Annotated in this window: 22 protein-coding genes and 1 riboswitch; of the genes, 1 reads left to right on the top strand and 21 read right to left on the bottom strand. The window is 41.9% G+C overall.

Translation table 11 applies throughout. From position 1 onward, the window contains the following. Positions 1 to 74: 74 nt before the first annotated feature. The 7 genes from MGG13_RS05390 to MGG13_RS05360 form a co-directional block, all read right to left on the bottom strand. On the bottom strand, positions 75 to 776 hold the full coding sequence (locus MGG13_RS05390; RefSeq protein WP_239035638.1) for an ABC transporter ATP-binding protein: 702 nt from the start codon (positions 774 to 776) through the stop codon (positions 75 to 77). Next, positions 769 to 1,509, bottom strand: a complete 741-nt coding sequence (locus tag MGG13_RS05385; RefSeq protein WP_239035637.1) for an ABC transporter permease — start codon at positions 1,507 to 1,509, stop codon at positions 769 to 771. The genes MGG13_RS05390 and MGG13_RS05385 overlap by 8 nt, the downstream gene beginning before the upstream one ends. Further along, on the bottom strand, positions 1,506 to 1,793 hold the full coding sequence (locus tag MGG13_RS05380) for a thiamine-binding protein (RefSeq protein WP_239035636.1): 288 nt from the start codon (positions 1,791 to 1,793) through the stop codon (positions 1,506 to 1,508). Before MGG13_RS05380 ends, MGG13_RS05385 begins: the two co-directional genes overlap by 4 nt. Beyond that, positions 1,793 to 2,794, bottom strand: coding sequence for an ABC transporter substrate-binding protein (locus MGG13_RS05375; protein ID WP_239035635.1), 1,002 nt, complete (start codon positions 2,792 to 2,794; stop codon positions 1,793 to 1,795). Before MGG13_RS05375 ends, MGG13_RS05380 begins: the two co-directional genes overlap by 1 nt. Before the next feature lie 36 nt (positions 2,795 to 2,830). Then, positions 2,831 to 2,930, bottom strand: a riboswitch (TPP riboswitch). Between the two features lie 4 nt (positions 2,931 to 2,934). Next, a complete protein-coding gene (locus MGG13_RS05370) occupies positions 2,935 to 3,798 on the bottom strand; it encodes a 2-oxoacid:ferredoxin oxidoreductase subunit beta (RefSeq protein WP_239035634.1) in 864 nt (287 codons plus the stop codon). Continuing rightward, positions 3,798 to 5,540, bottom strand: coding sequence for a 2-oxoacid:acceptor oxidoreductase subunit alpha (locus tag MGG13_RS05365; protein ID WP_239035633.1), 1,743 nt, complete (start codon positions 5,538 to 5,540; stop codon positions 3,798 to 3,800). Before MGG13_RS05365 ends, MGG13_RS05370 begins: the two co-directional genes overlap by 1 nt. 93 nt (positions 5,541 to 5,633) lie before the next feature. Continuing rightward, positions 5,634 to 6,431: a TIGR00282 family metallophosphoesterase gene (locus MGG13_RS05360; protein WP_133432448.1), complete on the bottom strand. Its 798-nt coding sequence runs from the start codon at positions 6,429 to 6,431 to the stop codon at positions 5,634 to 5,636. A gap of 213 nt (positions 6,432 to 6,644) precedes the next feature. On the opposite strand from MGG13_RS05360, the gene MGG13_RS05355 reads away from it, so the two are divergent. After that, positions 6,645 to 7,214: a hypothetical protein gene (locus MGG13_RS05355; RefSeq protein ID WP_239035632.1), complete on the top strand. Its 570-nt coding sequence runs from the start codon at positions 6,645 to 6,647 to the stop codon at positions 7,212 to 7,214. A gap of 63 nt (positions 7,215 to 7,277) precedes the next feature. Here MGG13_RS05355 and nrdG read toward each other — a convergent pair whose 3' ends face one another. The 14 genes from nrdG to MGG13_RS05285 all read right to left on the bottom strand — a co-directional run bounded on the left by nrdG (position 7,278) and on the right by MGG13_RS05285 (position 21,890). After that, positions 7,278 to 7,760 carry an anaerobic ribonucleoside-triphosphate reductase activating protein gene (gene nrdG, locus MGG13_RS05350; protein WP_133432450.1) on the bottom strand — a complete coding sequence of 161 codons (483 nt, stop codon included), beginning with the start codon at positions 7,758 to 7,760 and terminating at the stop codon, positions 7,278 to 7,280. Continuing rightward, complete coding sequence (gene nrdD, locus MGG13_RS05345) at positions 7,757 to 9,625, bottom strand: anaerobic ribonucleoside-triphosphate reductase (RefSeq protein ID WP_420827910.1); 1,869 nt, start codon at positions 9,623 to 9,625, stop codon at positions 7,757 to 7,759. The genes nrdG and nrdD overlap by 4 nt, the downstream gene beginning before the upstream one ends. Positions 9,626 to 9,706: 81 nt before the next feature. Beyond that, entirely contained in the window at positions 9,707 to 10,126 is a 420-nt protein-coding gene (locus MGG13_RS05340; RefSeq protein WP_133432452.1) for a hypothetical protein, read from the bottom strand. Positions 10,127 to 10,168: 42 nt separating this feature from the next. Beyond that, positions 10,169 to 10,393, bottom strand: a complete 225-nt coding sequence (locus tag MGG13_RS05335) for a hypothetical protein (RefSeq protein WP_133432096.1) — start codon at positions 10,391 to 10,393, stop codon at positions 10,169 to 10,171. A 145-nt stretch (positions 10,394 to 10,538) separates the two neighbouring features. Continuing rightward, positions 10,539 to 12,092, bottom strand: coding sequence for a ribonuclease Y (rny, locus tag MGG13_RS05330; protein ID WP_239035630.1), 1,554 nt, complete (start codon positions 12,090 to 12,092; stop codon positions 10,539 to 10,541). Between the two features lie 172 nt (positions 12,093 to 12,264). Beyond that, complete coding sequence (recA, locus tag MGG13_RS05325; RefSeq protein ID WP_133432094.1) at positions 12,265 to 13,350, bottom strand: recombinase RecA; 1,086 nt, start codon at positions 13,348 to 13,350, stop codon at positions 12,265 to 12,267. 216 nt (positions 13,351 to 13,566) lie between these two features. After that, positions 13,567 to 14,136 carry a CDP-diacylglycerol--glycerol-3-phosphate 3-phosphatidyltransferase gene (gene pgsA / locus MGG13_RS05320; RefSeq protein ID WP_239035629.1) on the bottom strand — a complete coding sequence of 190 codons (570 nt, stop codon included), beginning with the start codon at positions 14,134 to 14,136 and terminating at the stop codon, positions 13,567 to 13,569. A gap of 14 nt (positions 14,137 to 14,150) precedes the next feature. Continuing rightward, positions 14,151 to 14,969, bottom strand: coding sequence for a helix-turn-helix domain-containing protein (locus MGG13_RS05315; protein WP_239035628.1), 819 nt, complete (start codon positions 14,967 to 14,969; stop codon positions 14,151 to 14,153). Between the two features lie 14 nt (positions 14,970 to 14,983). Next, entirely contained in the window at positions 14,984 to 15,769 is a 786-nt protein-coding gene (locus tag MGG13_RS05310; protein WP_208001765.1) for a YmfK family protein, read from the bottom strand. Positions 15,770 to 15,776: 7 nt separating this feature from the next. After that, positions 15,777 to 16,463 (bottom strand): elongation factor P 5-aminopentanone reductase, encoded by a 687-nt coding sequence (gene ymfI / locus MGG13_RS05305; protein WP_239035627.1) that lies wholly within the window; start codon positions 16,461 to 16,463, stop codon positions 15,777 to 15,779. Next, positions 16,456 to 17,727, bottom strand: coding sequence for an EF-P 5-aminopentanol modification-associated protein YfmH (gene yfmH, locus MGG13_RS05300; RefSeq protein ID WP_133432089.1), 1,272 nt, complete (start codon positions 17,725 to 17,727; stop codon positions 16,456 to 16,458). The genes ymfI and yfmH overlap by 8 nt, the downstream gene beginning before the upstream one ends. Beyond that, positions 17,724 to 18,950 (bottom strand): EF-P 5-aminopentanol modification-associated protein YfmF, encoded by a 1,227-nt coding sequence (yfmF, locus tag MGG13_RS05295; protein ID WP_239035626.1) that lies wholly within the window; start codon positions 18,948 to 18,950, stop codon positions 17,724 to 17,726. The genes yfmH and yfmF overlap by 4 nt, the downstream gene beginning before the upstream one ends. Positions 18,951 to 18,954: 4 nt before the next feature. Continuing rightward, positions 18,955 to 19,665, bottom strand: coding sequence for a GntR family transcriptional regulator (locus MGG13_RS05290; protein ID WP_239035625.1), 711 nt, complete (start codon positions 19,663 to 19,665; stop codon positions 18,955 to 18,957). Further along, positions 19,665 to 21,890: a DNA translocase FtsK gene (locus MGG13_RS05285; RefSeq protein ID WP_239035624.1), complete on the bottom strand. Its 2,226-nt coding sequence runs from the start codon at positions 21,888 to 21,890 to the stop codon at positions 19,665 to 19,667. Before MGG13_RS05285 ends, MGG13_RS05290 begins: the two co-directional genes overlap by 1 nt.

The raw sequence follows: 21,890 nt of genomic DNA, 5'->3' as shown, positions 1-21,890 counted from the left end.
CTTTTAAAACAACTCGAGCAACAAATCAAAATGCTGCTCAACTTTTCATTAAAGTTGAACAGCATTCGTCATTTTCATCTCAGCATTTCTAGCAACTGTGTTTTCAGCGACACTATTTCCTGTTCTCTCATATGACGTACATCAATGACATGATGGATACTTGCAGGCTTACCCTCCAGCACCACAATCCGGTCAGAAAGTTTGATTGCTTCTTCTATACTATGTGTAATCATGAGCACGGTCCGTTTTTCTACTGCCAGTATTTCTTTCAGCCATGCCTGCATGTCGTAACGTGTGATTTCATCCAGCGCAGAAAAAGGTTCATCCAGTAGCATCAATTCGCCTGGTGTATTGAGTGCGCGCAGAAACGAAACACGCTGCTTCATACCACCGCTTAAACTATCCGGATAATGTTCTCGGATTTCGTCAAAGCCGCTTCGTTCTAATAGTTCATCCAGTCGTCCAGCTGTATCTCCTTTGATTTCACTGCCAAGTGCGATATTATCGGCTACTGTCCGCCAAGGCATAAGAGACGGTGTCTGAGGCATGTAGGCAACATGACCAGTACGACCCACAACACTTCGACCTTCTAAAATTACTTCCCCTGTATCCGGCACTAATAGTCCGCCAATAATATTGAATATCGTCGATTTACCACTGCCGGAAGGCCCTAAAATGGTGACAAACTCACCTTCCTGAACTTCCAGATTCACTTGAGATAAGACTTGGTTAGTGCCAAACATATGACTGATATCCTTCAGAATAAGCTTAGTCATGTTTCCACCTCACTGTCAGCTTCTCTAAGAACCTGATCACGCCGAATATGATAAGCGCAAATATAACAATCCAGCCTATCGCAACAAAGACCCGGTCAACCTGAAAGGCACGCTGCGCGATAATCATATATTTGCCGAGGCCTTTATCACTGCCCAGCCACTCTGAAATAATGGCCCCCATAACGGAATAGGTACCCGCAATCTTGAGGCCATTAAACAAAAATGGCATACTACCAGGCCATTCCAGTTTTCTGAAAATCTGCATACGGCTCGCACCTGAAATCAGCATATACTTCTTCAGATCTTTATCGACCGATTTGAATCCTTCAAGAAGACTGACCGTCACTGGAAAGAAACAGACGAGTGTAATGACGATAAGTTTTGGCAGAAGGCCAAAACCAAACCAGATGACGAGAAGCGGTGCTATAACAATGACCGGTACATTCTGACTGACCACAAGCAGCGGATAGATGAACGGCTCAAGCGCAGGCACAAGATGCAGAATGACAGCCATCATGACGCCAAACACAATCGACATCCCTAAACCCTCCAGCACAAGAAGTACAGTCGGTATAAGATCATCTTTATAATCCGGAAAAGCTGTAACAAATGCTGATGCAATAGCGCTCGGTGCTGGTAGTGTATAACTGTCTACATTGAGTAGTCGTACGAGCACTTCCCATAGTGCCAGCAGCACCACAATAAAAAGAGTAAACTTTAAATAGTATTTCATCTGTATTTTTTGACGAGTTCAGCCATCGATGCAACTTCAGCATGATAAAACTTGACTTGAGAGATGACACTGACAATACCTTCAGCCATCATCTTGTTGTTCATCTCTTCAATGAGCTGCAGGAGTTCCGGCATATTCCCTTCTATTGTTGTATCAAGCGGATTCACGACATAAGGCAGACCACTCGCCTGAATGACTTCAATGGCCTTATCGACATAAGGAATCACATCTTCACCGTTCGGTGTCTTCGGTATAATCTGGATGCTCATCAATGTATTAGCCATTAGTTCCCCTCCACAAATTCATTGGTAAATGCTTCTTCAGCATTGAAATCTTTTTTAATGATTTTATTCTCTTTCATAAACTGTGCAAAGTTCTCCCAGACTTTCTTATCCTGTACGCCCCACTCTTTTGCATCGTCCTGATACTTATCTTTCAAGTATTCCTGACTCTTATAAACCAGTTCTTTACTCTCTTTTAATTCAGGTGCTTCTTTAAGTAAAATATCAGCGCTTGCTTTTGGGTCTTTAATCGCAAACTCGTAGCCTTCCTGAACAGACGCCATAAAGGCATCGACTGTTTCCTTATCAGACTGGATATATTTTTCATTTGCAATGATGACCGGCGTATAGTAATCGAGGTTTTTGTCGTAATCTGTTAAATACTGCATGTTGACTTTTTCGCCGCGTGTCTCTGCTTCAATACCGGTCCAGGCATAGTAAACCCAGGCAAAATCGATATTTTTCTTAGAGGCTGTGAAGAAATCGGTATTACCCATATTGACGACTTTGACGTCTTTAACATCTGCTCCGTCTTTTTTCATAACGGCATCAATAATCGGTTTCTCAATCGGCGCACCCCAGCCGCCATAAGTCTTACCGGCATAGTCTTTAGGTGATTTAATATTTTTAGAGGCAAGACTCATAAACCCGCTCGTATTGTGCTGAATAATCGCTCCGATTGATTTGACCGGCACGCCTTCCGTACGTTCCTGAGTAACTTGTTCCTGCGCGCTGATACCAAACTGAACTTTGTTGGCAGCAACGAGCTGGTCTGCTGTCACGTCTCCAGGTGTTTTAATCGTTACGTCAAGACCATGTTCTTTAAAATAGCCTTTGTCTTTAGCCACGTAAATACCCGTGTGATTCGTGTTAGGTGTCCAGTCAAGCATCAGTGTTACTTTTTTCAGTTCTTTTGAATCTTTCTTTTCTTCTTTCTTCTCGCCTTGATCACTGCAGCCTGCTAATAAAATCAGACAGCTTGCGCCTACTAATAATTTCTTCATCAGTTTTCCTCCATTAAAAAAACACAACCTGCTGAGGTTGTGTTTGAGACACTTCCCTCCGTCAGCATTATCTGACCAGGTTAAAAGGGTTTAGGATAAAATCCAGTCTCAGCACGAAGCTCCCCTAGTGTTTTTATGATTTATTTAAATTGTAACATAAGATCATTGAATTCGAGCTGTGTAATTTTCATCTCTGTCTGAGATAAATTCGGGCTATAGCCGTCGATCTGTTCTGCGTAGCTTGGTGTCTCTGTATCCTGATAGACAATACCTGTCACGAGGCCGTCATGCTCCATTACGGTTGATAACGCCTGAGATTTATTAGTAGGGTCGTAACCTTCAATGTCAGCGATTTTAGTCAGGTTTTCCTTGAACCAGTCGTACGTATTAATTTTGTTATAAGTGACACATGGTGAGAAAACATTGATAAAAGAGAATCCTTTATGCTGAATACCCGCTTCAATAATCGCCGTCAGTTCTTTAATATCTGATGAGAAACTTTGTGCGATAAATGTTGCACCACTTGTGATTGCCAGTTCAAGAGGCGATACATTCTTTTCAATAGAGCCTTTAGGTGTCGTCTTCGTCACAAAACCGTGCGCTGAACTCGGTGAAGTCTGTCCTTTTGTCAGTCCATAAATCTGGTTATCCATGACAATGTAAGTTAAGTCAATGTTACGGCGCAACGCATGAATCGTATGACCCATACCAATCGCGAAACCATCTCCGTCACCACCAGAAGCGATGACTGTCAGTTCCTGGTTGGCCATCTTCACACCTTGAGCAAGCGGTAATGCACGTCCATGGATGCTGTGGAAGCCGTATGAATTGATATATCCTGATAAACGGCCTGAGCAGCCGATACCGGTAATAACAGCGAGGTTCTCCGGCTCAAGGCCGACTCCTGCTGCTGCTTTTTGGATAGCGGCCTGCACAGAGAAATCTCCGCAGCCCGGACACCAGTTAGGTTTTACTGTATTTCTGAAATCTTTGAATGTTGCCATTATTTGTCGACTCCTTCATTCACCACTGTATTGATCTTATCTTCAATATCATGCGGCAGGAATGGTGTTCCGTCATATTTGACGAAACTAGTTATTTTATTCTGATGCTGTGTATTCATTCTGATGATCTGAGCAAGCTGACCTTGATAGTTGTTTTCTGCTACGATGACTTTTTTCGCTTTATCAAGCGCAGACTGTACTTCTTCTGTCGGGAACGGGTGCAGCTGTCTGATCTGCATGTGGTTGACTTTAAGATCTGTACGCATCATTGCTTCTTCAATCGCACCATGAGTAGAAATAAAACCAATAACAAGGATATCAGCGTCGTCGTGACCCCCGCTTTCTACAACAGGCTGTTCAATTTTCAGCGCTTCAATTTTACGCATACGTTTTTCCATCTGTTTAATACGGTTAACAGGTGATTCAGATGGCTTTCCATCTTCAGCGTGCTCAACACCTGTTACGTGATGGATGCCGTTTTTCGTTCCAGGCAATGTACGTGGAGAGACACCTGTTTCTGTCACTTCATAGCGCTTGAAGTAATCTTTCGTCTCTGCATCCGGTACGTCACTGACAATATTGCCGCGGCGGATATCGATGCGGTTGTAATCCAGCTCAGGGACCGTCTGCTTACCGAGTGATAACTGCAGGTCACTTAAGAGAATAACCGGACATTGATATTCCTCAGCAAGGTTAAAGGCTTCCATTGATAAATAAAAGGCATCTTCAACAGTAGTCGGCGCGATAACAATCTTCGGAATATCACCATGTGTACCATAGATCATCTGCATTAAATCGGATTGTTCCTGCTTTGTCGGCAGACCTGTTGATGGGCCACCGCGCATTGTGTTGACGATGACGAGCGGCTGTTCTGTCATACCTGAAAGACCGATCGCTTCCATCATGAGTGACAGACCAGGACCCGCTGACGCTGTGAACGCTCTGACACCGGCATAATTGACACCAATCGCCATTACAGCAGCCGCTATCTCATCTTCTGTCTGGATGACCGTACCGTTAAATTTAGGCAGCTTATCAATCATATACTCCATGATCTCTGATGCAGGTGTAATCGGATAAGCAGCCATAAAACGAGCGCCGCCTGCTAAGGCACCTAGTGAAATGGCTTCATTACCAATCATGAAGAGATGACCGACGCCATCACTGTCTTCAAGATTAAAACGGTCATCAATCTCTTCACCGTATTTCAATATTTCAGCGACACCACTTTTCAATGCCTCTTTATTCAGTGCAACGATTTTATCGCCTTTTTTCTTGAACATCGATTCTACTAGTTCTTCAAATGGTTCAAGTGAGAGACCTAAAAGTTGAACAGTCGCACCGACTGCAACCATGTTTTTCATGAGAGCAGTACCCAGTTCCTTCGCGATTTCCGTGAAGTTGATTTCAATCAGCAGTCCTTCAAAATCTTCCGGTTTCTCAGGACTGAATTTGCCGTCCGCTAAAATAACACCTTCTGATGTCAGTTCCTGATAGTTAAGATCGATCGTCTCCTGGTCAAATGCCACGAGAATATCTAAATCGTCACTGATCGCGTAAACAGGTGTAGTTGAGACACGGATTTTATTATTAGTGTGTCCCCCTTTGATACGACTTGAGAAATGACGATAGCCATATAAATAATAGCCTTGTCTATTTAAAGCAGTTGAAAAAATCTCACCCGTTGATTCAATTCCTTCCCCCTGCTGTCCACCGACTTTCCATGAAATTTGTGATTTCAAGTTTTCATCCTCCTACAATTTATCTCATCACTCAATATAACAGAAAAACCGCACAGTCACATGACTTGTGCGGGTATTTGAACTAAATTCATACTAATGGCCGATAAACGGCTGATCAGGATTGATTAAGATACGTTCGATTTTCTTTGTTTTACCTGCTTTATCAAGTTCAATGTAAACACCTGACAGGACACCACGACCTGTTTCATGCAGGACATGCTTGACGGGTAAACCTGTTATAAAACGGTGAATCACTTCATCTTTATTGATGCCAAGAATGCCGTCATAATCCCCTGTCATCCCCACATCTGTGATAAAGCCGGTACCTTGCGGCAGAATACGGTTATCCGATGTCTGAATATGTGTATGCGTTCCGACAACGGCACTGACACGACCATCTAAATAATAGCCCATTGCGCCTTTTTCAGAAGTTGTCTCGGCATGAAAATCAACGAATATATGATTTGTTTCTTTACGCGCCATCTCAATTAATTCATCCGCTTTTTTAAAAGGATCATCGATAGCAGGTAGAAACGCTCTGCCCTGCAGATTAATGATAGCGAGCTTATCCTGATTGAAGCGAACAATTTTCATTCCGACACCTGGTGCTTCTGCCGGGTAATTCGCTGGCCGAATCATCTTGATGTCCTGATCGAGAAAATCATAGACATCTCGCTGACCATATGTGTGATTACCAAGTGTGACGAAGTCCACCCCTTGAGTCATAAATGATTTATAAATCTTTTCGGTGATGCCTCGGCCATGTGCAGCATTTTCACCATTTACAATTGTAAAGTTAGGTTGATACTTCTTCTTTAAGTGCGGGAGATGCTCACTTAACATATCACGGCCTATTGACCCCACTATATCTCCAATAAATAAAATTCTCATCTTATGCTCCTTTAACTGTTCATCATATGTTATTGTACCAAAAAGCTGGCAATGGTACTTCAATTATGGATACTATAAATATGTATGACCGTTCATTATGATCTTTATGTAGTAGCCGTCATTCTCAATCATTTTTGAAAAGAATAAAAGCATGTAAAAAAACAATTTGGATATGATAAACTAAATCTAAATCCAAGAAAAAGAGGTTGAAGCATGTCACTTAAGAAAATATCGATTATTTTGTGTACATCAGCAGTTGTCCTGACTGCTTGTGGCGCTAAAGAAGAACCTGCAGAAACTAAAACAAATCAGATTTCAAGTGAAGCTAAAAAAGCAATCGAAGAAAGTAAAAAACGCGGACAAATAAAAGCTGAAAAGCGTAAGTCACAGGAAAATCAGACATCAGAAGTTTCAACTGAACCACCAACGACAGAAGCACCTGCTGTTTCAACTGAAGAGGTAACTACAGAACTGCCAACTACAGCATTACCAACAACAGAAATACCTGTCACTTCTACTCCTACTACAGAGGAGCCAACTACAGAAACATTATCAACTGAAGAAGCTTCTTCAGAGTCACTGAGTACAGAAAATCCAGTTAGCAGTGTGACTACTGCAGATCAGCTTCAGCAGATTATGTTCGGTAATTATACTGAGGTCGAGAAAAGACAAGCCTACAACGCAGCTGTGGCTAGTGGTGTAATTCCACCTGGTCATATGGATGGCGGCACAACTATGCAAGCCTATCAAAGTTCAATAAACGTCCAACAAGGCTTAGAATAAAATAAGGTCACTACAGTAGTGACCTTTAATTTTAAACTTATAAGTTTACATAATATAGTTATATTAATTTTTAGATAAATAATGTATCCTTTGATTGAGTGAACCACGAAAAGCTAAGTCAGCTTTAAGCCTTTTAACAAACGGCCCGTCCACTAACACATCTGCCGCACTTAGAATCCATTTTAACTGATCATCATATTCGATATATTCTTTCATATAGCCTGTCCATATCCAGATATCCTTTGTACTGCCAAAATGTAAACGTACAGCATGGATTAAACGCTTCAATACCAGCTGATTTTGAAGTGGCTCCCCGCCCAGTATAGACAGACCTTTAATATAGTCCGGCCTCAATAAGTAAATGATTCTGTTAAGCAGTTCATCGGTCAATTCTTCTCCCGCATCAAAACGCCATAAAGAAGCATTAAAACAGCCAGGACATCTGAAGTGACAGCCAGCTAAATACACGCTCACTCTAACGCCTTCACCGTCTGTTACACAATCCGGTATAATTCTAGCGACTCTGTTCTCTCCGTCATATTTCATAAATGCTTCACTCGACTCGCAATCTCCTGGTGACGACCTTTAACCATCGGCCGCTTAAGCGGATTGCCGAGATAGCCACATGTTCGTTTAACAACATCTGCTCGTGAAGGGTCATGGTTACCACATTCAGGACATACAAACCCTTCAGCTGTCGGCTTAAACTCACCTTCAAAGTCGCAGTCATAACAATGGTCAATCGGCAGATTTGTGCCAAGGTATCCAATTTTATCATATGCATAATCCCACACAGCTTCAAGCGCCTGAGGATTATGGTGCAGCGAAGGGTACTCGCAATAATGGATAAAGCCACCTATCGAGTATCTAGCAAATGACTGCTCGAGGCGAATCTTCTGGAATGGAGAGATTTTTTTGCGTACATCATAGTGAAAAGAATTAGTATAGTATCCTTTATCTGTGACATCTTTTATGTCACCAAACTGTTCTCTATCTAACTGACAGAAACGATCAGTCAGCGACTCGCTAGGCGTGCCATAAACACTGAACTGTACATCATACATATGGCTCCACGTCTCAGTCTGTTCATACATGAATTTAAGAACAGAGACCAGGCTACTGACCGCTTCATCATCACTCTCCCAGTCGTTGTCAAAGAGCAGCACGCCTACCTCGTAAAGGCCGATATAACCCACACTCACTGTACATCTTCTGTTATAGAATAACTGGTCTATCTCTTCACCATTATCAAGTCTGCTAAGTGCACCATATTGATACAGAATAGGCGCATTCTCTGGACGTGCTTCTTTCACTCTTTTGATTCTATATAGACACGCGTCTTTCACTATTTGCATTCTCTCTTCCAGTATGGTCATAAAGACTTCCAGACTTCCTCCGCTATCGATGGCGATTCTGGGCAAGTTTAAAGTGGTGACACCTAAATTAAACCGTCCGCTATTGATGTACTCACCGTTCTGTTCAAAACTGTTTAGAAAACTTCTACAGCCCATCGGCACTTTAAAGTCACCAATCATATCTGTTAAAGCCTTGTAATTAAGCACATCCGGATACATTCTTTTTGTCGAACACTCAATAGCAAGCTTTTTAATATCATAGTTAGGATCGTCATGCATCAGGTTAACCCCTTTTTTTAAAGAGAAAACCAGTTTCGGAAAAATAGCTGTCGCTGCCTCTTTTCCTAAGCCCTTTATTCTGATATCCAGTATCGCCTGCTGTATCAATCTACTATAATCATCGGTGCCAAGGCCAAATCCAAAAGTCACAAAAGGTGTCTGACCGTTCGAAGAATAGAGTGTATTAATTTCATACTCAAGTGATTGCATAGCGCTATATACATCACGTCGGGTCATGTTCATTACGTATGAATCAATCTCACTGATATGATAGGTGACTGCATCCTGATGGTGTCTGTCAGCATTTAAGACAGCATATTTACTGAGTATTTCATCAAGACGATCTACCGAACACCCCCCGTACTGGCTACTGGCGACGTTCGCTATAATCTGAGCAATCTGGGCAGCAGCTGTCTGTATTGATTTAGGGGGTTCTACTTCTGCATTACCTATTTTAAACCCGTTGTTCAGCATATCTTCAATATTGATTAAACAGCAGTTTGTCATGGGCATATAGGGATGATAATCCAGATCATGAAAATGAACTTCACCTTTGATATGAGACTCTCTGATATGTGCAGGCAGCCATTTCAATCCATAATATTTAGCAACAGTACCTGCAGTTAAATCTCTAAGCGTGTTGAACACATTTGAATCTTTGTTAGCATTCTCGTTAATAATGGACTTCTCTTTATTCTGTAATCTTTCCATTTGAGTTTCCAGCGACATCCAATCACTTCTTTCACAATATATAGTGTTAACAACAATATTATACATCTATATATAGTATTTAAAAGGAGTATGGACAGACTGTACTGAAACGTTCAAAATGATGTGATTAATGTGATTTATATTACATTAGAGCTCGAGATTATTAAATCGTTCATGAGAAGTGAGCAATTTCAGTATAATCGCTTCATTTTCGCTTATTCTAGTATTAAATTTGCTGGAAAATAATGCCCCGTCTAATTCTATAATGATATCAATACGCTGCGTATCGTTGGTAACAGGATCAATCGAAATGATATTAACAGTACCTGACTCATTCATAGAAAGCTGGTAGTAGATGCCGAGCCATTCAATTAAACCACCTTCCACTTTAATTTTGACCGCTTCACTGTTTTTGACGTTTGCACTGATTTCCTGATTAAGTTGCTCGATATAGGCTGTTATCGTCTGGAATAATTGAAGCGCTGCCTTATTATAGCCAGTATAAGTCGTCACTTTCTGAACTCGTTTATCGAGCATTTTAAAAAGATTTGTCTTAATGTTATCCATCTATTTTCCTCCTCAAAAAAACACAGAGCTCAGGCTCTGTGTCTATTTGTTTATATAATGTTTTTCAATGACATTCTTAACAAACTTATACTCTGCAATAGGTTCATTGAACTCATAGAACTTTGTTTCATTATCTTTAGTCGTCACTGCGATGTACTTAACTGAAGATAATCCGCCGCGAATTTCACTCTTAAGAAACTCAACACGGAACCATTCATTCCCATGTGTAAAATATGAAGTGCTCATCACTGAATAATTGCCTAACATAACCATCGCCCCTTTGCTATTTGTCTTTATCATAACAAAAGAAATCATTCATATAAATATAAACTGATAAATATGCATCATTTAAATGAAAATTTGATAAAGTAACAAAAAAACTTCAGCGAGTCTATACCCACTGAAGTTCATGTTATTTCGCGTATTCCACTGCACGCATTTCACGTACGACGGTCACTTTAATATGACCTGGATACTGCAGTTCTTCTTCAATCTGATTCTTGATGTCACGCGCGAGACGATGTGCTTTTAAGTCGTCTACTTCTTCAGGAGAGACGATAATTCTAATTTCTCGTCCGGCCTGAATCGCGAATGATTTTTCAACGCCGTCATAACTCTCAGAAATCTGTTCAAGTCGTTCTAAACGTCTGACATAGTTCTCTAAAGTCTCACGTCTAGCACCTGGTCGCGCTGCACTTAATGCATCAGCCGCAGCAACTAAGACAGAAATAACCGAGTTAGGCTCAATGTCACCATGATGCGAATGAATCGCATTGATGACAACTGGATGTTCCTTGTATTTCTTCGCAAGGTCCACCCCGATTTCAACGTGACTGCCTTCTACTTCATGGTCAATTGCTTTACCGATATCGTGAAGAAGTCCTGCTCGTTTAGCGAGTGTGACATCTTCACCTAGTTCTGCAGCCATCATCCCTGCTAAGTGTGCAACTTCTACAGAGTGCTTCAGTACATTCTGACCGTAGCTTGTTCTGAACTTCATACGACCGAGTATTTTCACTAAGTCCGGATGCAGGTTATGAATACCCAGCTCAAATGTCGCTGCTTCACCTGCTTCGCGAATACTTTCATCCACTGATTTTTTCGCTTTTTCAACCATTTCTTCGATACGACCTGGATGAATACGACCATCAGAAACCAAGTTCTGAAGCGCAATTTTTGCTACTTCACGTCTGATCGGATCAAAGCCCGACAGTATAACTGCTTCTGGTGTATCGTCAATAATTAAATCAATACCCGTTAATGTTTCAAGTGTTCGGATATTTCGTCCTTCCCGACCAATAATACGACCTTTCATCTCATCATTCGGTAAGTTGATGACAGATACCGTTGATTCTGATGTGTGGTCAGCGGCTAAGCGCTGAACAGTTGTCGCAAGTAACATTTTGGCTTTCTTATCGACTGTATCTTTGACTTCCTGTTCTTTCTCTTTGATCAGCACTGCTATATCATGAGAAAGTTCGTCTTCAACCTGATCGATAATTTCCTGTTTCGCTTCTTCTTGAGTCAGTCCGGAGATGCGTATTAATTCCTGTTCATGTCTGGCGATAATATCTTGAACACTTTGCTCCAGCGCATCAACTTGCTGTTGTTTAGCTTCAATTTTAGATTCTTTTTGTTCTAAAAGTTCATCTTTTTTATCTAAGAGTTCACTTTTTCGATCTAAGTTTTCTTCTTTTTGAAGTAATCTTGCTTCTTGTCTTGAAAGATCTGATCGTCTATGGCGATATTCGTCTTCCAGACGATCACTGCGCAGCTGATGTTCTTCTTTAGCTTCAAGCAGCTTTTCTTTTTTTAGACTTTCGGCTTCTTTTCTAGCTTCTTTCACAATATGCTCACCAGTCTGTCTTGCCTGAATCTGCTGGTTCGTCAAATTCGTTTTTGCTAGATAATAACCTGCAGCAACACCTACAAGGATGCCAAGCAAAATGTATAAGAGGATAACCATACATAAACACCTCCTTTTTGCTTATTATCTAGTTAAAGTATTAAAAAATAAAGAATATATAATTAAAATCATATACATTTCAATTGTACGTTTTCTGTTATATTAAAGTCAAGGCGTCATCTAGATTATGGAATAGAAAAAACTGAAGCCCGAAGACTTCAGCTCTTAAGAATTAAACTAATTCGTCATCAAATAAAGAATCTGCTTCTTCTTTCTGAGGTGCTGCTGATTCACTAGCACCCTTTTCAGGTGAGTCAGTCACTTCATCGGGCGCAATAATGCCCATCTCCTGACGAATCTTACGGTCAATTTCTGCCATCACTTCAGGATTTTCTCTCATGAAGTTCTTCACATTTTCTTTACCTTGACCTAAACGCTCGCCATTATAAGAGTACCATGCACCTGATTTATCAATCACTTCAAACTCTGTACCAAGGTCGACAATCTCACCTTCGCGTGAAATCCCTTGACCGTACATGATATCTACTTCAGCTACTTTAAATGGTGGTGCTACTTTATTTTTTACAACTTTAATCTTCGTACGGTTACCGACAACATCCATACCTTGTTTCAGTTGTTCAGCACGACGTACTTCTAAACGGACTGAGCTGTAGAATTTAAGGGCACGGCCACCAGGTGTTGTCTCAGGATTACCGAACATCACACCGATTTTTTCACGAACCTGGTTAATGAAAATAGCAATCGTGTTTGATTTCGCGATCGCACCAGAAAGTTTACGAAGCGCCTGTGACATCAGACGAGCCTGCAGACCCATATGAGAGTCACCCATCTCCCCTTCAATCTCCGCTTTAGGTGTCAGTGCAGCCACGGAGTCAATCACGATAATATCAATCGCACCGCTTCGCACAAACGCTTCAGCAATTTCCAGACCTTGTTCGCCGTGGTCCGGCTGAGATAAATAAAGATTCTCAGTATCTACACCTAAATTCTTTGCATACACTGGATCTAAAGCATGCTCTGCATCGATGAATGCAGCTGTTCCGCCCTGAGCCTGCACTTCAGCAATCGCGTGCAGTGCGACTGTTGTTTTACCTGAACTTTCAGGTCCATAAATCTCAATGATACGCCCTTTAGGATAACCGCCTACTCCAAGTGCGTTGTCCAGTGTAATAGAACCACTTGAAATAGTGGAAACATTGCGAGATGTACTTTCACCCAGCTTCATGACTGCGCCTTTACCGAATGATTTTTCCATATTTTTAATGACTGTATCGAGTGCTTTTTGACGTTCGCTCAAATGTATATCCTCCTTAAACGTTGCCGTTTATTCGTTAGTTTTTTATTTGTTTTACATCTCTAACTATACTGATTTCCCGAGTAAATAGCAAGCAAAAAGCAAACATCTGTTCGTATTTTTATGCGCAGCTTTTGATGAAAAGAAGACAGTTTTTGATGAAAACAGACCTATCTGTTTGCAGTTTTTCATAAAAAAATAACAGGTGATTAAAACCTGTTATTTAGAACCACGGAAAACATCTCTACCGTGATAGAAGTATTCTATTCCTGATAAAATAGTGAAGAATACGGCTGCATACATCAGCCAGTAGCCCAGGTTCATACCGAATGGTTCAGCAAGAAGAAGTAATATCATTGCGATCATGGTCACAGCTGTTTTAATCTTACCGAGCTGACCCGCTGCTGACACAAATCCTTGTTCTATTTGAAGAAGACGTAGACCTGTTACTGCGAATTCACGTGCCACTATAATGATGGCCATCCATGACGGAATAACGTCCAGCTCCACAAGTGCAATAAGACCGGATGCGACGAGTAATTTATCCGCTAATGGATCCAGGAATTTACCCATATTAGTGACGAGCTGCCACTTGCGTGCCAAATAGCCGTCAATCCAGTCAGTCATAGATGCTAAGATAAAGATGAGTGCCGCAATAAATTGTTCGGCACGCATATTCATGCTGTTTAGGAACTGCACGTGTCCCATATTGAAATCAGCCAGTAAAAAAACAAGAAAGACTGGTATGAGCAGGACTCGTGCGACTGTAATCTGATTTGGAATGTTCATTTAAAAGCTCCTTTCTATTTTGAAATATTGAATTGATAAGTTCGAGTAATTAATGTATCTGCGTTAGTGGGTACATCTACTTTTTCGCCATTGAGATAAACAGTCAGATCGGCTGTTGAACCTGCTATCAGTGTAACAGTTCGAGTGCCTTTATCTACCTTTAAAGTACGGTCATTGACGTTCTGATAATTTTCAGACTGATTATTATCGTTACGTAGCTGTAGCCAGGTTGGTGTCTTTGATGTCACACGTATCGATACAGGCTCTTTCGTTTTAACCGTATAACTGAGTGTTGCACCGTCAAACGACTTATAGCTGACAATCGTTTTTTCTTCTTTTTTAACCGGTTTTTCCGGTTCTTTTTTCTTGTCTGGCATATTTTCAACTTTTTTAGTCTCAACTGCAACATTTCGACTTGGATTAATCGTAGCAGCATTCCACTCATGATGATGAGGAAATAAATAGACCGATGCGAGCCATAACAATGTACAGAGCGCGGCCACTAAAAGGATCAGCCTGAAAAGGGGTGACAGCAACTGGGTTTCCTGAATAACTGGTGACTGCAGTGATTTTTTCGCTTCTTTCGCAGTCATTTTATGGACAGGAAGTTCAGTCTGATGCTCCTCTATAAGTTTTTGAGCATGCAGGTTGACGCTCTCGGCATACTTTTTAATAAAACCCACTGCATAATCAGGGTTCGGCAGCTGATCAAACTCATTTTTTTCAAGCATAGAGATATATTCTCTTTTAATTTTGATGCGTTTTTCCATATCCAGAAGCGTCATGCCGAGTGATTCTCGTTTACTTTTTAAAATCTTACCAATGGGTTTCATTGATACGCCTCCCATTATTCAAAAAATCCGAAACCATCTGTATCAAAGAGATTGTTTTTATGGACCTGCTCATACGTGATTTCCTGATCATCGGTCTCACGCAGTTCAATGATATAATCAAAATCTTCTAATGTATAGTCACTATTTGCGACAAATAAATCTGGATGCTCTATCACTTTTACAGCGGGCAGACTCATCACTTCTTTAACGAGCTGCATATGGCGCATATCCTGCTGTTTAGAAGTCAGTGCACCGTCGATGATATAAATGTAGCTGCTATCATATTCTCCTTTGAAAAGAGAGTTACGGACTGTCTGTTTAATCATAGTCGATGAGATGAAGAGCCATTTCTTATGGGCACAGACACTGGCTGCTACAACGGACTCTGTCTTACCGACACGAGGCATCCCTCTGATACCGACTAGACAATGTCCTTCTTCTTTAAAGAGTTCAGCCATAAAATCTACTAAAATCCCCAGGTCATTTCTGACAAATCGGAAGGTTTTGCGGTCTGTGACGTCACGCTGAATATACCGTCCATGTCTGACAGCCAGTCTATCCTGCAGAAGCGGCGTCCGAATCTTGATGATACGAATCTCATCCAGTTCACGAACAATATTTTCAAAGCGCATGATTTTCTCGTCATTATCAACTCGCAGTAGCATGCCCCGACGTCCTGCGTCTACACCATTAATCGTGATGATACTAATACCGAGTGTGCCGAGCAGACTGGAGACATCCCCGAGCAGCCCTGGCCGGTTCACTTTGATTTCATATTCAAGATAACATTCTCTCATCATAAGCCCCCTAAATGAGCCACCCTGCATTTAGACGTAAAACTTGTCCTGTCATATGCTGTGCTCTCTTATGTAATAAATAGCTGACTAAGTATGCCACTTCATCTACTTCCACAAGCTCTCCTTGCGGAATATCTTCCAGAATCAACTCCGCATCCAGCTGGTCAGTCATCCGTCCCCGTACGACTCCTGGTGTAATCGCATTGACCGTCACCCCGCTCAAGGCAAGCTCTTTAGCCATTGATTTCACGAAACCAATCTGGCCTGCTTTCATCGCAGAATAGACACTTTCCATACTGGCGCCTGTCTCACCCCATATTGAACTGATGACTACTATTCTACCATATTGTTTTTGGCAGAGAACAGGCACCATCCACTGTACCAGTTGAATCAGACCTTTTAAGTGAACATGATACTGCTGGTCAATTTGTTCTTCAGTGAAATCCTGGACCAGACCGAAGCTCTCTGTTCCAGCAGCATAGATCAAGCCGTCAAGTGTATCAATAAAGGTAGGTTTGGTTTTAAGCTTTGTTAAGTCGCATTGCCAGAAGGTCACGTCACCAGACATCGTTTCTTTGAGTATTTCTATATCAGCCTTAAAATACTGGCAGACGACTGAATGTCCAGCTTCTAATAAATCCGTGACAATCGCACGACCGATATCTCCGCTGCCACCTGTCACTAAATAATTAGCCACGTGGCACCAGTCTGCTGTCTGTCATGTTCGTCATATCAACCGCCTGATGGAATGTAGTTAAAGCGTCTCTCAGATTAATCTGCTGGAGGACCTGGACAATATCAAACAAAATAGCGCCGTTGAAATAATAGCGTGTAAACTGGTTCGCAATATATTCAAGTGAATTAAAGCTTGCAATATATTCACCCGTTGTCTGTTTCACGAGTCGTCTAAACGCGGATTCATCAAATTCAGCCGTCTCAAATCGTTCAATGATACGCTGTTTCAATATCTCCGGATCAGGCGTCGCACCTGCGATCAGCATATGAGAGAAAGTCGGTTCCAGTATAAAACTATAACCAAATGAATCATCTATCAGACCATCAGCCAGCAGTTCGTGATAGAAATCACTCTGCTCGCCTAGAAGAAGCTCCAGTATAAACATCATCTCAAACTCTGTCTGAATAAGCGGTCGGTTCTGCAGATGACAGTCGCTTTTAATGCCGAGCATCAGTTTTGGCCGTGTGATATCTGTAGGTGTTGAGACGAACCGCTCCTTCACTTCTTTCGGTTCTCTGATATCATCTGTCACCGGTTGATAGACGGGCTGATTCTTAATCATCTGCTTTTCACTGATGAACTCAGCAATAGCAGCCGGCTCTACATTACCGACTACAAACATGACCATATTTTCAGGACGGTAAAAAGTATGGTAGCAAGTATAGAGTGTCTCTGCAGTAATCTCGTTAATTGAATTGAGAGTCCCCGCGATATCCTGACGCACTGGGTGATTCTGATACATCGCCTGCAGTGTCTGATAATAGAGTCTATAGTTCGGTTGTTCCTGATACATCTTGATTTCTTCAGCGATAATACCGATTTCTTTTTGCACAGACGTCTCAGAAAAATAAGGTTTCTGTACCATCTCTATCAGCAACTTAATATTTTCTTCAACATGATCGACAGCAGTGAAGAGATAACTGGTCCGGTCATAAGAAGTAAATGCATTGACGGAAGCGCCTTGTTCAGAAAAGACATTGAACATATCGCCTGCTTCTTTTTCGAACATCTTATGTTCAAGAAAATGAGCGACACCGGCCGGCGTATTGATCATATCATTTCCTTCTGCAGGGATGAAATCAGTATGTAAAGAGCCGTATTTTGTCGTCATGGTAACGTAAGTTTTCTGGAACCCTGCTTTCGGAATGATAAAAAGCTGCAGCCCATTATCAAGCTTAGTTTCGTATAGTGTCTCATCTATTTCCTTATAATATTGTTTCTTCATGCTTTCACCTCTTCTGCGAGACAATAGATGGTCTGAACGTTCACTTGCTCTGCAATAGCCATCACTTCTTCTTTTGTCACGCTTTCAATGCCTTTTATCCATTCCTCAGTCGACAGTTGTGCCGTGTCGAATGACGACGCATAGCTGACTTCAATCCATCCTCTAGGGCGGTCGAAGTTCTCCCGTCTATGACTGATGAGCATTTTCTTAGCGATAATCAGCAGTTCTTCCGAAAATTCACCCTGTTTCATCATCTCAAGCTGGCTGAGAATCGTGTCCACAGCCTGCTGATAAGTCGCGTTCTGAACACCTGCTACTACATACATCAAACCAAGTCTTGCATCTACCTGCGAGTGAATCTGATAAGCGAGACTCATTTTTTCACGAACATTCATAAACAACAGACTCGTTGCATCACCGCCGTAGATTTGATTCATGACAATCAATGCAAAATAATCGCTTGTACCATATTCGACGGGTACTGTCATACCCATATTGATACGTGCCTGTGATGTATCTGTATATTCAGTGACATAGACAGGTTTAGCCTTCGGTTCTAATTCAAGAGGCTCTAGTGTCACATCTTCTGAATTAAAATCAAAGTAATGTTCAAGCTTCGAACGAATCTCCTCTGTTACGTCACCGATGACATATAAGGCCTTCTCGTCTTTTTGCAGCATTGATTCATAAGCCGCATATAAAGAGGCAGGTGTCACATCAGGCAGACGGTCTTCAATTCCTATACTCGGGTACCGATAGCTCGTCTGAAACATCTCTTTCAGCATACGCTGGAAACTTGCCTGTGCTTTATTATCTTTCATATTGTCAAAGCGCGCGTTTAACAGCTGCTTCTCCTGTACGACTTTCTGTTCATTAAATGAATCCCCATTAACATTGGGATGTTTAATGACATCGCTCAGAAGCTGGCAGCATGCATCAAACAGCGGCTCATCGATAAACTTGTCATGGATGAACTCAATACTGAACGTCATAACATGAGCTGTTTTCTGTTTCGTCACGTAACTTGATAAATGTGCACCGTAGAGATCTGACAGATAATCATAGAGTTTCTGCTCGGTAGGATAGTTTGCAGTAGACTTGGTCATCAGCTTCGCAAGCAATGAACGTTCTGTGATAAGGTCGGCATCTATTGGAGCTTTAAACTTAAGCGCCAGGGTGATCGTTTTAAACTTCTTCTCGTTCTTTATGTAAATAGGTATCATAAAATCACTTCAACTCTCGCTTAATTTGGAATTTAATCTGACTGGATTTAAAATAATTGAGTGAATACAGGACTGGCTTATCATCTCTATTTTTATGAATCTGACGCACAAGGACCAGGCTTTCTTCCGGTGCGCACTCAAGCATATTTGAAATATAAGGTTCGTAGCTGATCGACTCTATCTCACAAGTAGCAGAGGTAATCTGAAACTCCGGACGATCCTTCAAAAATTCAAACAGTGAAATCTTGTTGGAATGATCGAGTATCAAGGATTCATCAACAATCTTATCCAGGCAGTAGGCAATAGGTTCATGGTCAGCGGTACGGATGCGCTCAAGAACGATGATATTACGATCATCATTGATTTCAAGAATCCGTTTATCATCAATAGAAGGTGTTTCCGGATCCTGACTGATGATGATAGAGCCTGCCGTATACCCCTTCTCTTCAATCATGGCCGTAATACTTTTCAAGTTATGTATAGGATAGAAAAAAGTCGGTTCATGTTTGACAAAGTAGCCTTGATGGAACCGTTCTGATAAAAGCTGCTCTGTGACAAGTTCCTGCAGGGCTTCTTCAACATCGTCCTGAACGACATTCAAAGTGCGTGAAATCTCATATTCACTTGGCAGTGGTCTATCAGTCGTAAAAGTCGCGTCTTGAATGCGCTCGATAATCCAGTCTTTAATCTCTACTACAGCTTGTTTGGCAGACATTATTCTCCTCCTTCTTCTGGTGCTATTAATACTTGTCTCGGCTTACTTCCTTGCGCCGGACCAATCACTTGATTGAGCTCTAAATCATCCACAAGCCTTGCAGCTCTATTATAGCCTATTCTAAACTGACGCTGCAGAAGAGAAGCACTTGCCTTCTGCTCTCTCACCACAAATTCGTAGGCCTGGAAATAAAGCGCATCGTCAGAAGGTGAATCAGACTGAACGACTTCTTCCGGCTCCATTTCTTTCATGTAGTTCGCTGATTGCTGCTCGGTGACATAATTGACGACTGCTTCCACTTCACTATCAGACAAGAAAGCCCCCTGAACACGGGTCGGCTTTGATTGTCCCGAAGGTAAAAACAGCATATCTCCTCGACCGAGTAGTTTCTCGGCTCCCTGTGAATCCAGTATAGTCCGCGAATCCACTTGTGAGCTTACAGCAAAGGCAATACGTGAAGGAATATTCGCTTTGATTAACCCGGTGATGACATCAACAGAAGGTCGCTGCGTCGCAATAATCAGATGAATGCCGGCAGCCCGCGCCATCTGAGCGATTCGCATGATGGCACTCTCTACGTCCTTACTGGCCACCATCATTAAGTCTGCCAGCTCATCGACAATCACCACGATATAAGGAAGTAAACTGTTCTTTTCATCCAGTTCCTGGTTCTGACGTTTTAAATACTGATTATAGCCTTCAATATTACGTGTACCTGTATGACTGAAGAGGTCATAACGTCTTTCCATTTCAGCAACAATTTTCTGTAAGGCCTGACTCGCTTTTTGCGGGTTCGTCACGACCGGTGTGAGCAGATGCGGAATTCCATTGTAGACGTTCAACTCAACCATCTTCGGATCAATCATCATCAGTTTGACTTCATGTGGTTTGGCATTCATCAGAATACTCGTGATAATTCCATTGATGCAGACTGATTTACCGCTTCCTGTTGATCCGGCGACGAGAAGATGGGGCATCTTATTAAGTTCAGCAGTAATCGCTTCTCCCGAAATATTGCGCCCCAGGACAACTTTCAGTTTATTTGTTGTGACCGGTTCTTCTTCCAGTACTTCACGCAGCGTGACCATAGACGTCGTTTTGTTGGGAACTTCTATGCCAACAGCAGATTTACCCGGGATAGGCGCTTCTATCCGGATATCTTTCGCGGCTAATGCCAGTGCGATATCACTCGACAGATTGACGATACGGCTGACTTTGACACCTAGCGCCGGATGGACTTCGTACTGCGTAACAGCTGGCCCGATACGGATCTGACTGACCTTCGCATCTACGCCAAAGTTTCTCAGTGTATTTTCAAGAAGCTGCCCTCTTTGTTTGACTGACTTTGTATCAGACTTAACAGACTGAGCAGGTGGGTCAAGTAAGGTAATAGGAGGCAGCTGATAGTCCGAATCTTCTTCAATGACCATCTCTATACCTTCAGACTCGGTGACGGCCTCCTCCAGCTGCTGTTCTTTTTTAACTTTACGATTTTCCTCATAGACCGGAATCTCTTCATGCTGCGTTTCACGTTCTATCTTCTCTGGTCCAGGTATATTTTGGGTCGTTTCTTCATCTTTTATTTCGACAAGTGACGACACATCTCTCGGCTCAGGCTTCTCACGTTCCATCCATTTTTGTCTGACTGCAGCAAAACTTGACATCAAAGTCATAAAAAGTGTTCTTGCTTCTTGTCGGACAGAACGCCCTGTTATCAGAATGCCGGTCAGACCGAACAAGGCAACGATCAGAATAAACGTCCCGACAGGGCTGATGAGGGCTGACAACATATTTTCCAAGTAAAATCCAAGAGATCCTCCACCCTGATAATGAAAATGAGAATCAGATTCTAATTCATAGATGCGGTCGAACATCGGCCGACTTTTGTTGTCTATTAATCGATTCCCAAATTCAAACAGCAGACTTAAAGCAAGCTGAAGTGTCAGCCAGCCTGCCAGCCTTCTGTTTAAAGGCATCATCTTCTTGTTGATTGTAAAATAAATGACTGTTAAAAATAACAGCAGATATGTAAAGTAGCGGGCTGTGCCCGTGAAAAGTACCATCAGACAGTCGATACCCAGGCCGATCAACCCGAACTGAAATAATCCGAGCAGGAGCAGACTCAGCAGAATAAGTGCCACAAGATAAATATAGGGCTGATCTGTCCGCTTCGCTGTTTTCTTGGTTCTTCTTTTTTTAGTGGTCTTTTTTTTAGTGATTGCCAT

This window comes from Macrococcus brunensis (genome assembly GCF_022343725.1).
In the GTDB taxonomy this organism is placed as follows: domain Bacteria; phylum Bacillota; class Bacilli; order Staphylococcales; family Staphylococcaceae; genus Macrococcus; species Macrococcus brunensis.
The sequence above is the reverse complement of the archived record's forward strand: the minus strand, read 5'-3'. Positions and strand labels throughout refer to the sequence as shown.

Excerpts from the sequence above, each read along its gene's own strand:
- MGG13_RS05390 (WP_239035638.1), bottom strand. The coding sequence starts at position 776 with ATGACTAAGCTTATTCTGAAGGATATCAGTCATATGTTTGGCACTAAC.
- MGG13_RS05385 (WP_239035637.1), bottom strand. The coding sequence starts at position 1,509 with ATGAAATACTATTTAAAGTTTACTCTTTTTATTGTGGTGCTGCTGGCA.
- MGG13_RS05380 (WP_239035636.1), bottom strand. The coding sequence starts at position 1,793 with ATGGCTAATACATTGATGAGCATCCAGATTATACCGAAGACACCGAAC.
- MGG13_RS05375 (WP_239035635.1), bottom strand. The coding sequence starts at position 2,794 with ATGAAGAAATTATTAGTAGGCGCAAGCTGTCTGATTTTATTAGCAGGC.
- MGG13_RS05370 (WP_239035634.1), bottom strand. The coding sequence starts at position 3,798 with ATGGCAACATTCAAAGATTTCAGAAATACAGTAAAACCTAACTGGTGT.
- MGG13_RS05360 (WP_133432448.1), bottom strand. The coding sequence starts at position 6,431 with ATGAGAATTTTATTTATTGGAGATATAGTGGGGTCAATAGGCCGTGAT.
- MGG13_RS05355 (WP_239035632.1), top strand. The coding sequence starts at position 6,645 with ATGTCACTTAAGAAAATATCGATTATTTTGTGTACATCAGCAGTTGTC.
- nrdG (WP_133432450.1), bottom strand. The coding sequence starts at position 7,760 with ATGAAATATGACGGAGAGAACAGAGTCGCTAGAATTATACCGGATTGT.
- nrdD (WP_420827910.1), bottom strand. The coding sequence starts at position 9,625 with ATGTATAATATTGTTGTTAACACTATATATTGTGAAAGAAGTGATTGG.
- MGG13_RS05340 (WP_133432452.1), bottom strand. The coding sequence starts at position 10,126 with ATGGATAACATTAAGACAAATCTTTTTAAAATGCTCGATAAACGAGTT.
- MGG13_RS05335 (WP_133432096.1), bottom strand. The coding sequence starts at position 10,393 with ATGTTAGGCAATTATTCAGTGATGAGCACTTCATATTTTACACATGGG.
- rny (WP_239035630.1), bottom strand. The coding sequence starts at position 12,092 with ATGGTTATCCTCTTATACATTTTGCTTGGCATCCTTGTAGGTGTTGCT.
- pgsA (WP_239035629.1), bottom strand. The coding sequence starts at position 14,136 with ATGAACATTCCAAATCAGATTACAGTCGCACGAGTCCTGCTCATACCA.
- MGG13_RS05315 (WP_239035628.1), bottom strand. The coding sequence starts at position 14,969 with ATGAAACCCATTGGTAAGATTTTAAAAAGTAAACGAGAATCACTCGGC.
- MGG13_RS05310 (WP_208001765.1), bottom strand. The coding sequence starts at position 15,769 with ATGATGAGAGAATGTTATCTTGAATATGAAATCAAAGTGAACCGGCCA.
- yfmH (WP_133432089.1), bottom strand. The coding sequence starts at position 17,727 with ATGAAGAAACAATATTATAAGGAAATAGATGAGACACTATACGAAACT.
- yfmF (WP_239035626.1), bottom strand. The coding sequence starts at position 18,950 with ATGATACCTATTTACATAAAGAACGAGAAGAAGTTTAAAACGATCACC.
- MGG13_RS05290 (WP_239035625.1), bottom strand. The coding sequence starts at position 19,665 with ATGTCTGCCAAACAAGCTGTAGTAGAGATTAAAGACTGGATTATCGAG.
- MGG13_RS05285 (WP_239035624.1), bottom strand. The coding sequence starts at position 21,890 with ATGGCAATCACTAAAAAAAAGACCACTAAAAAAAGAAGAACCAAGAAA.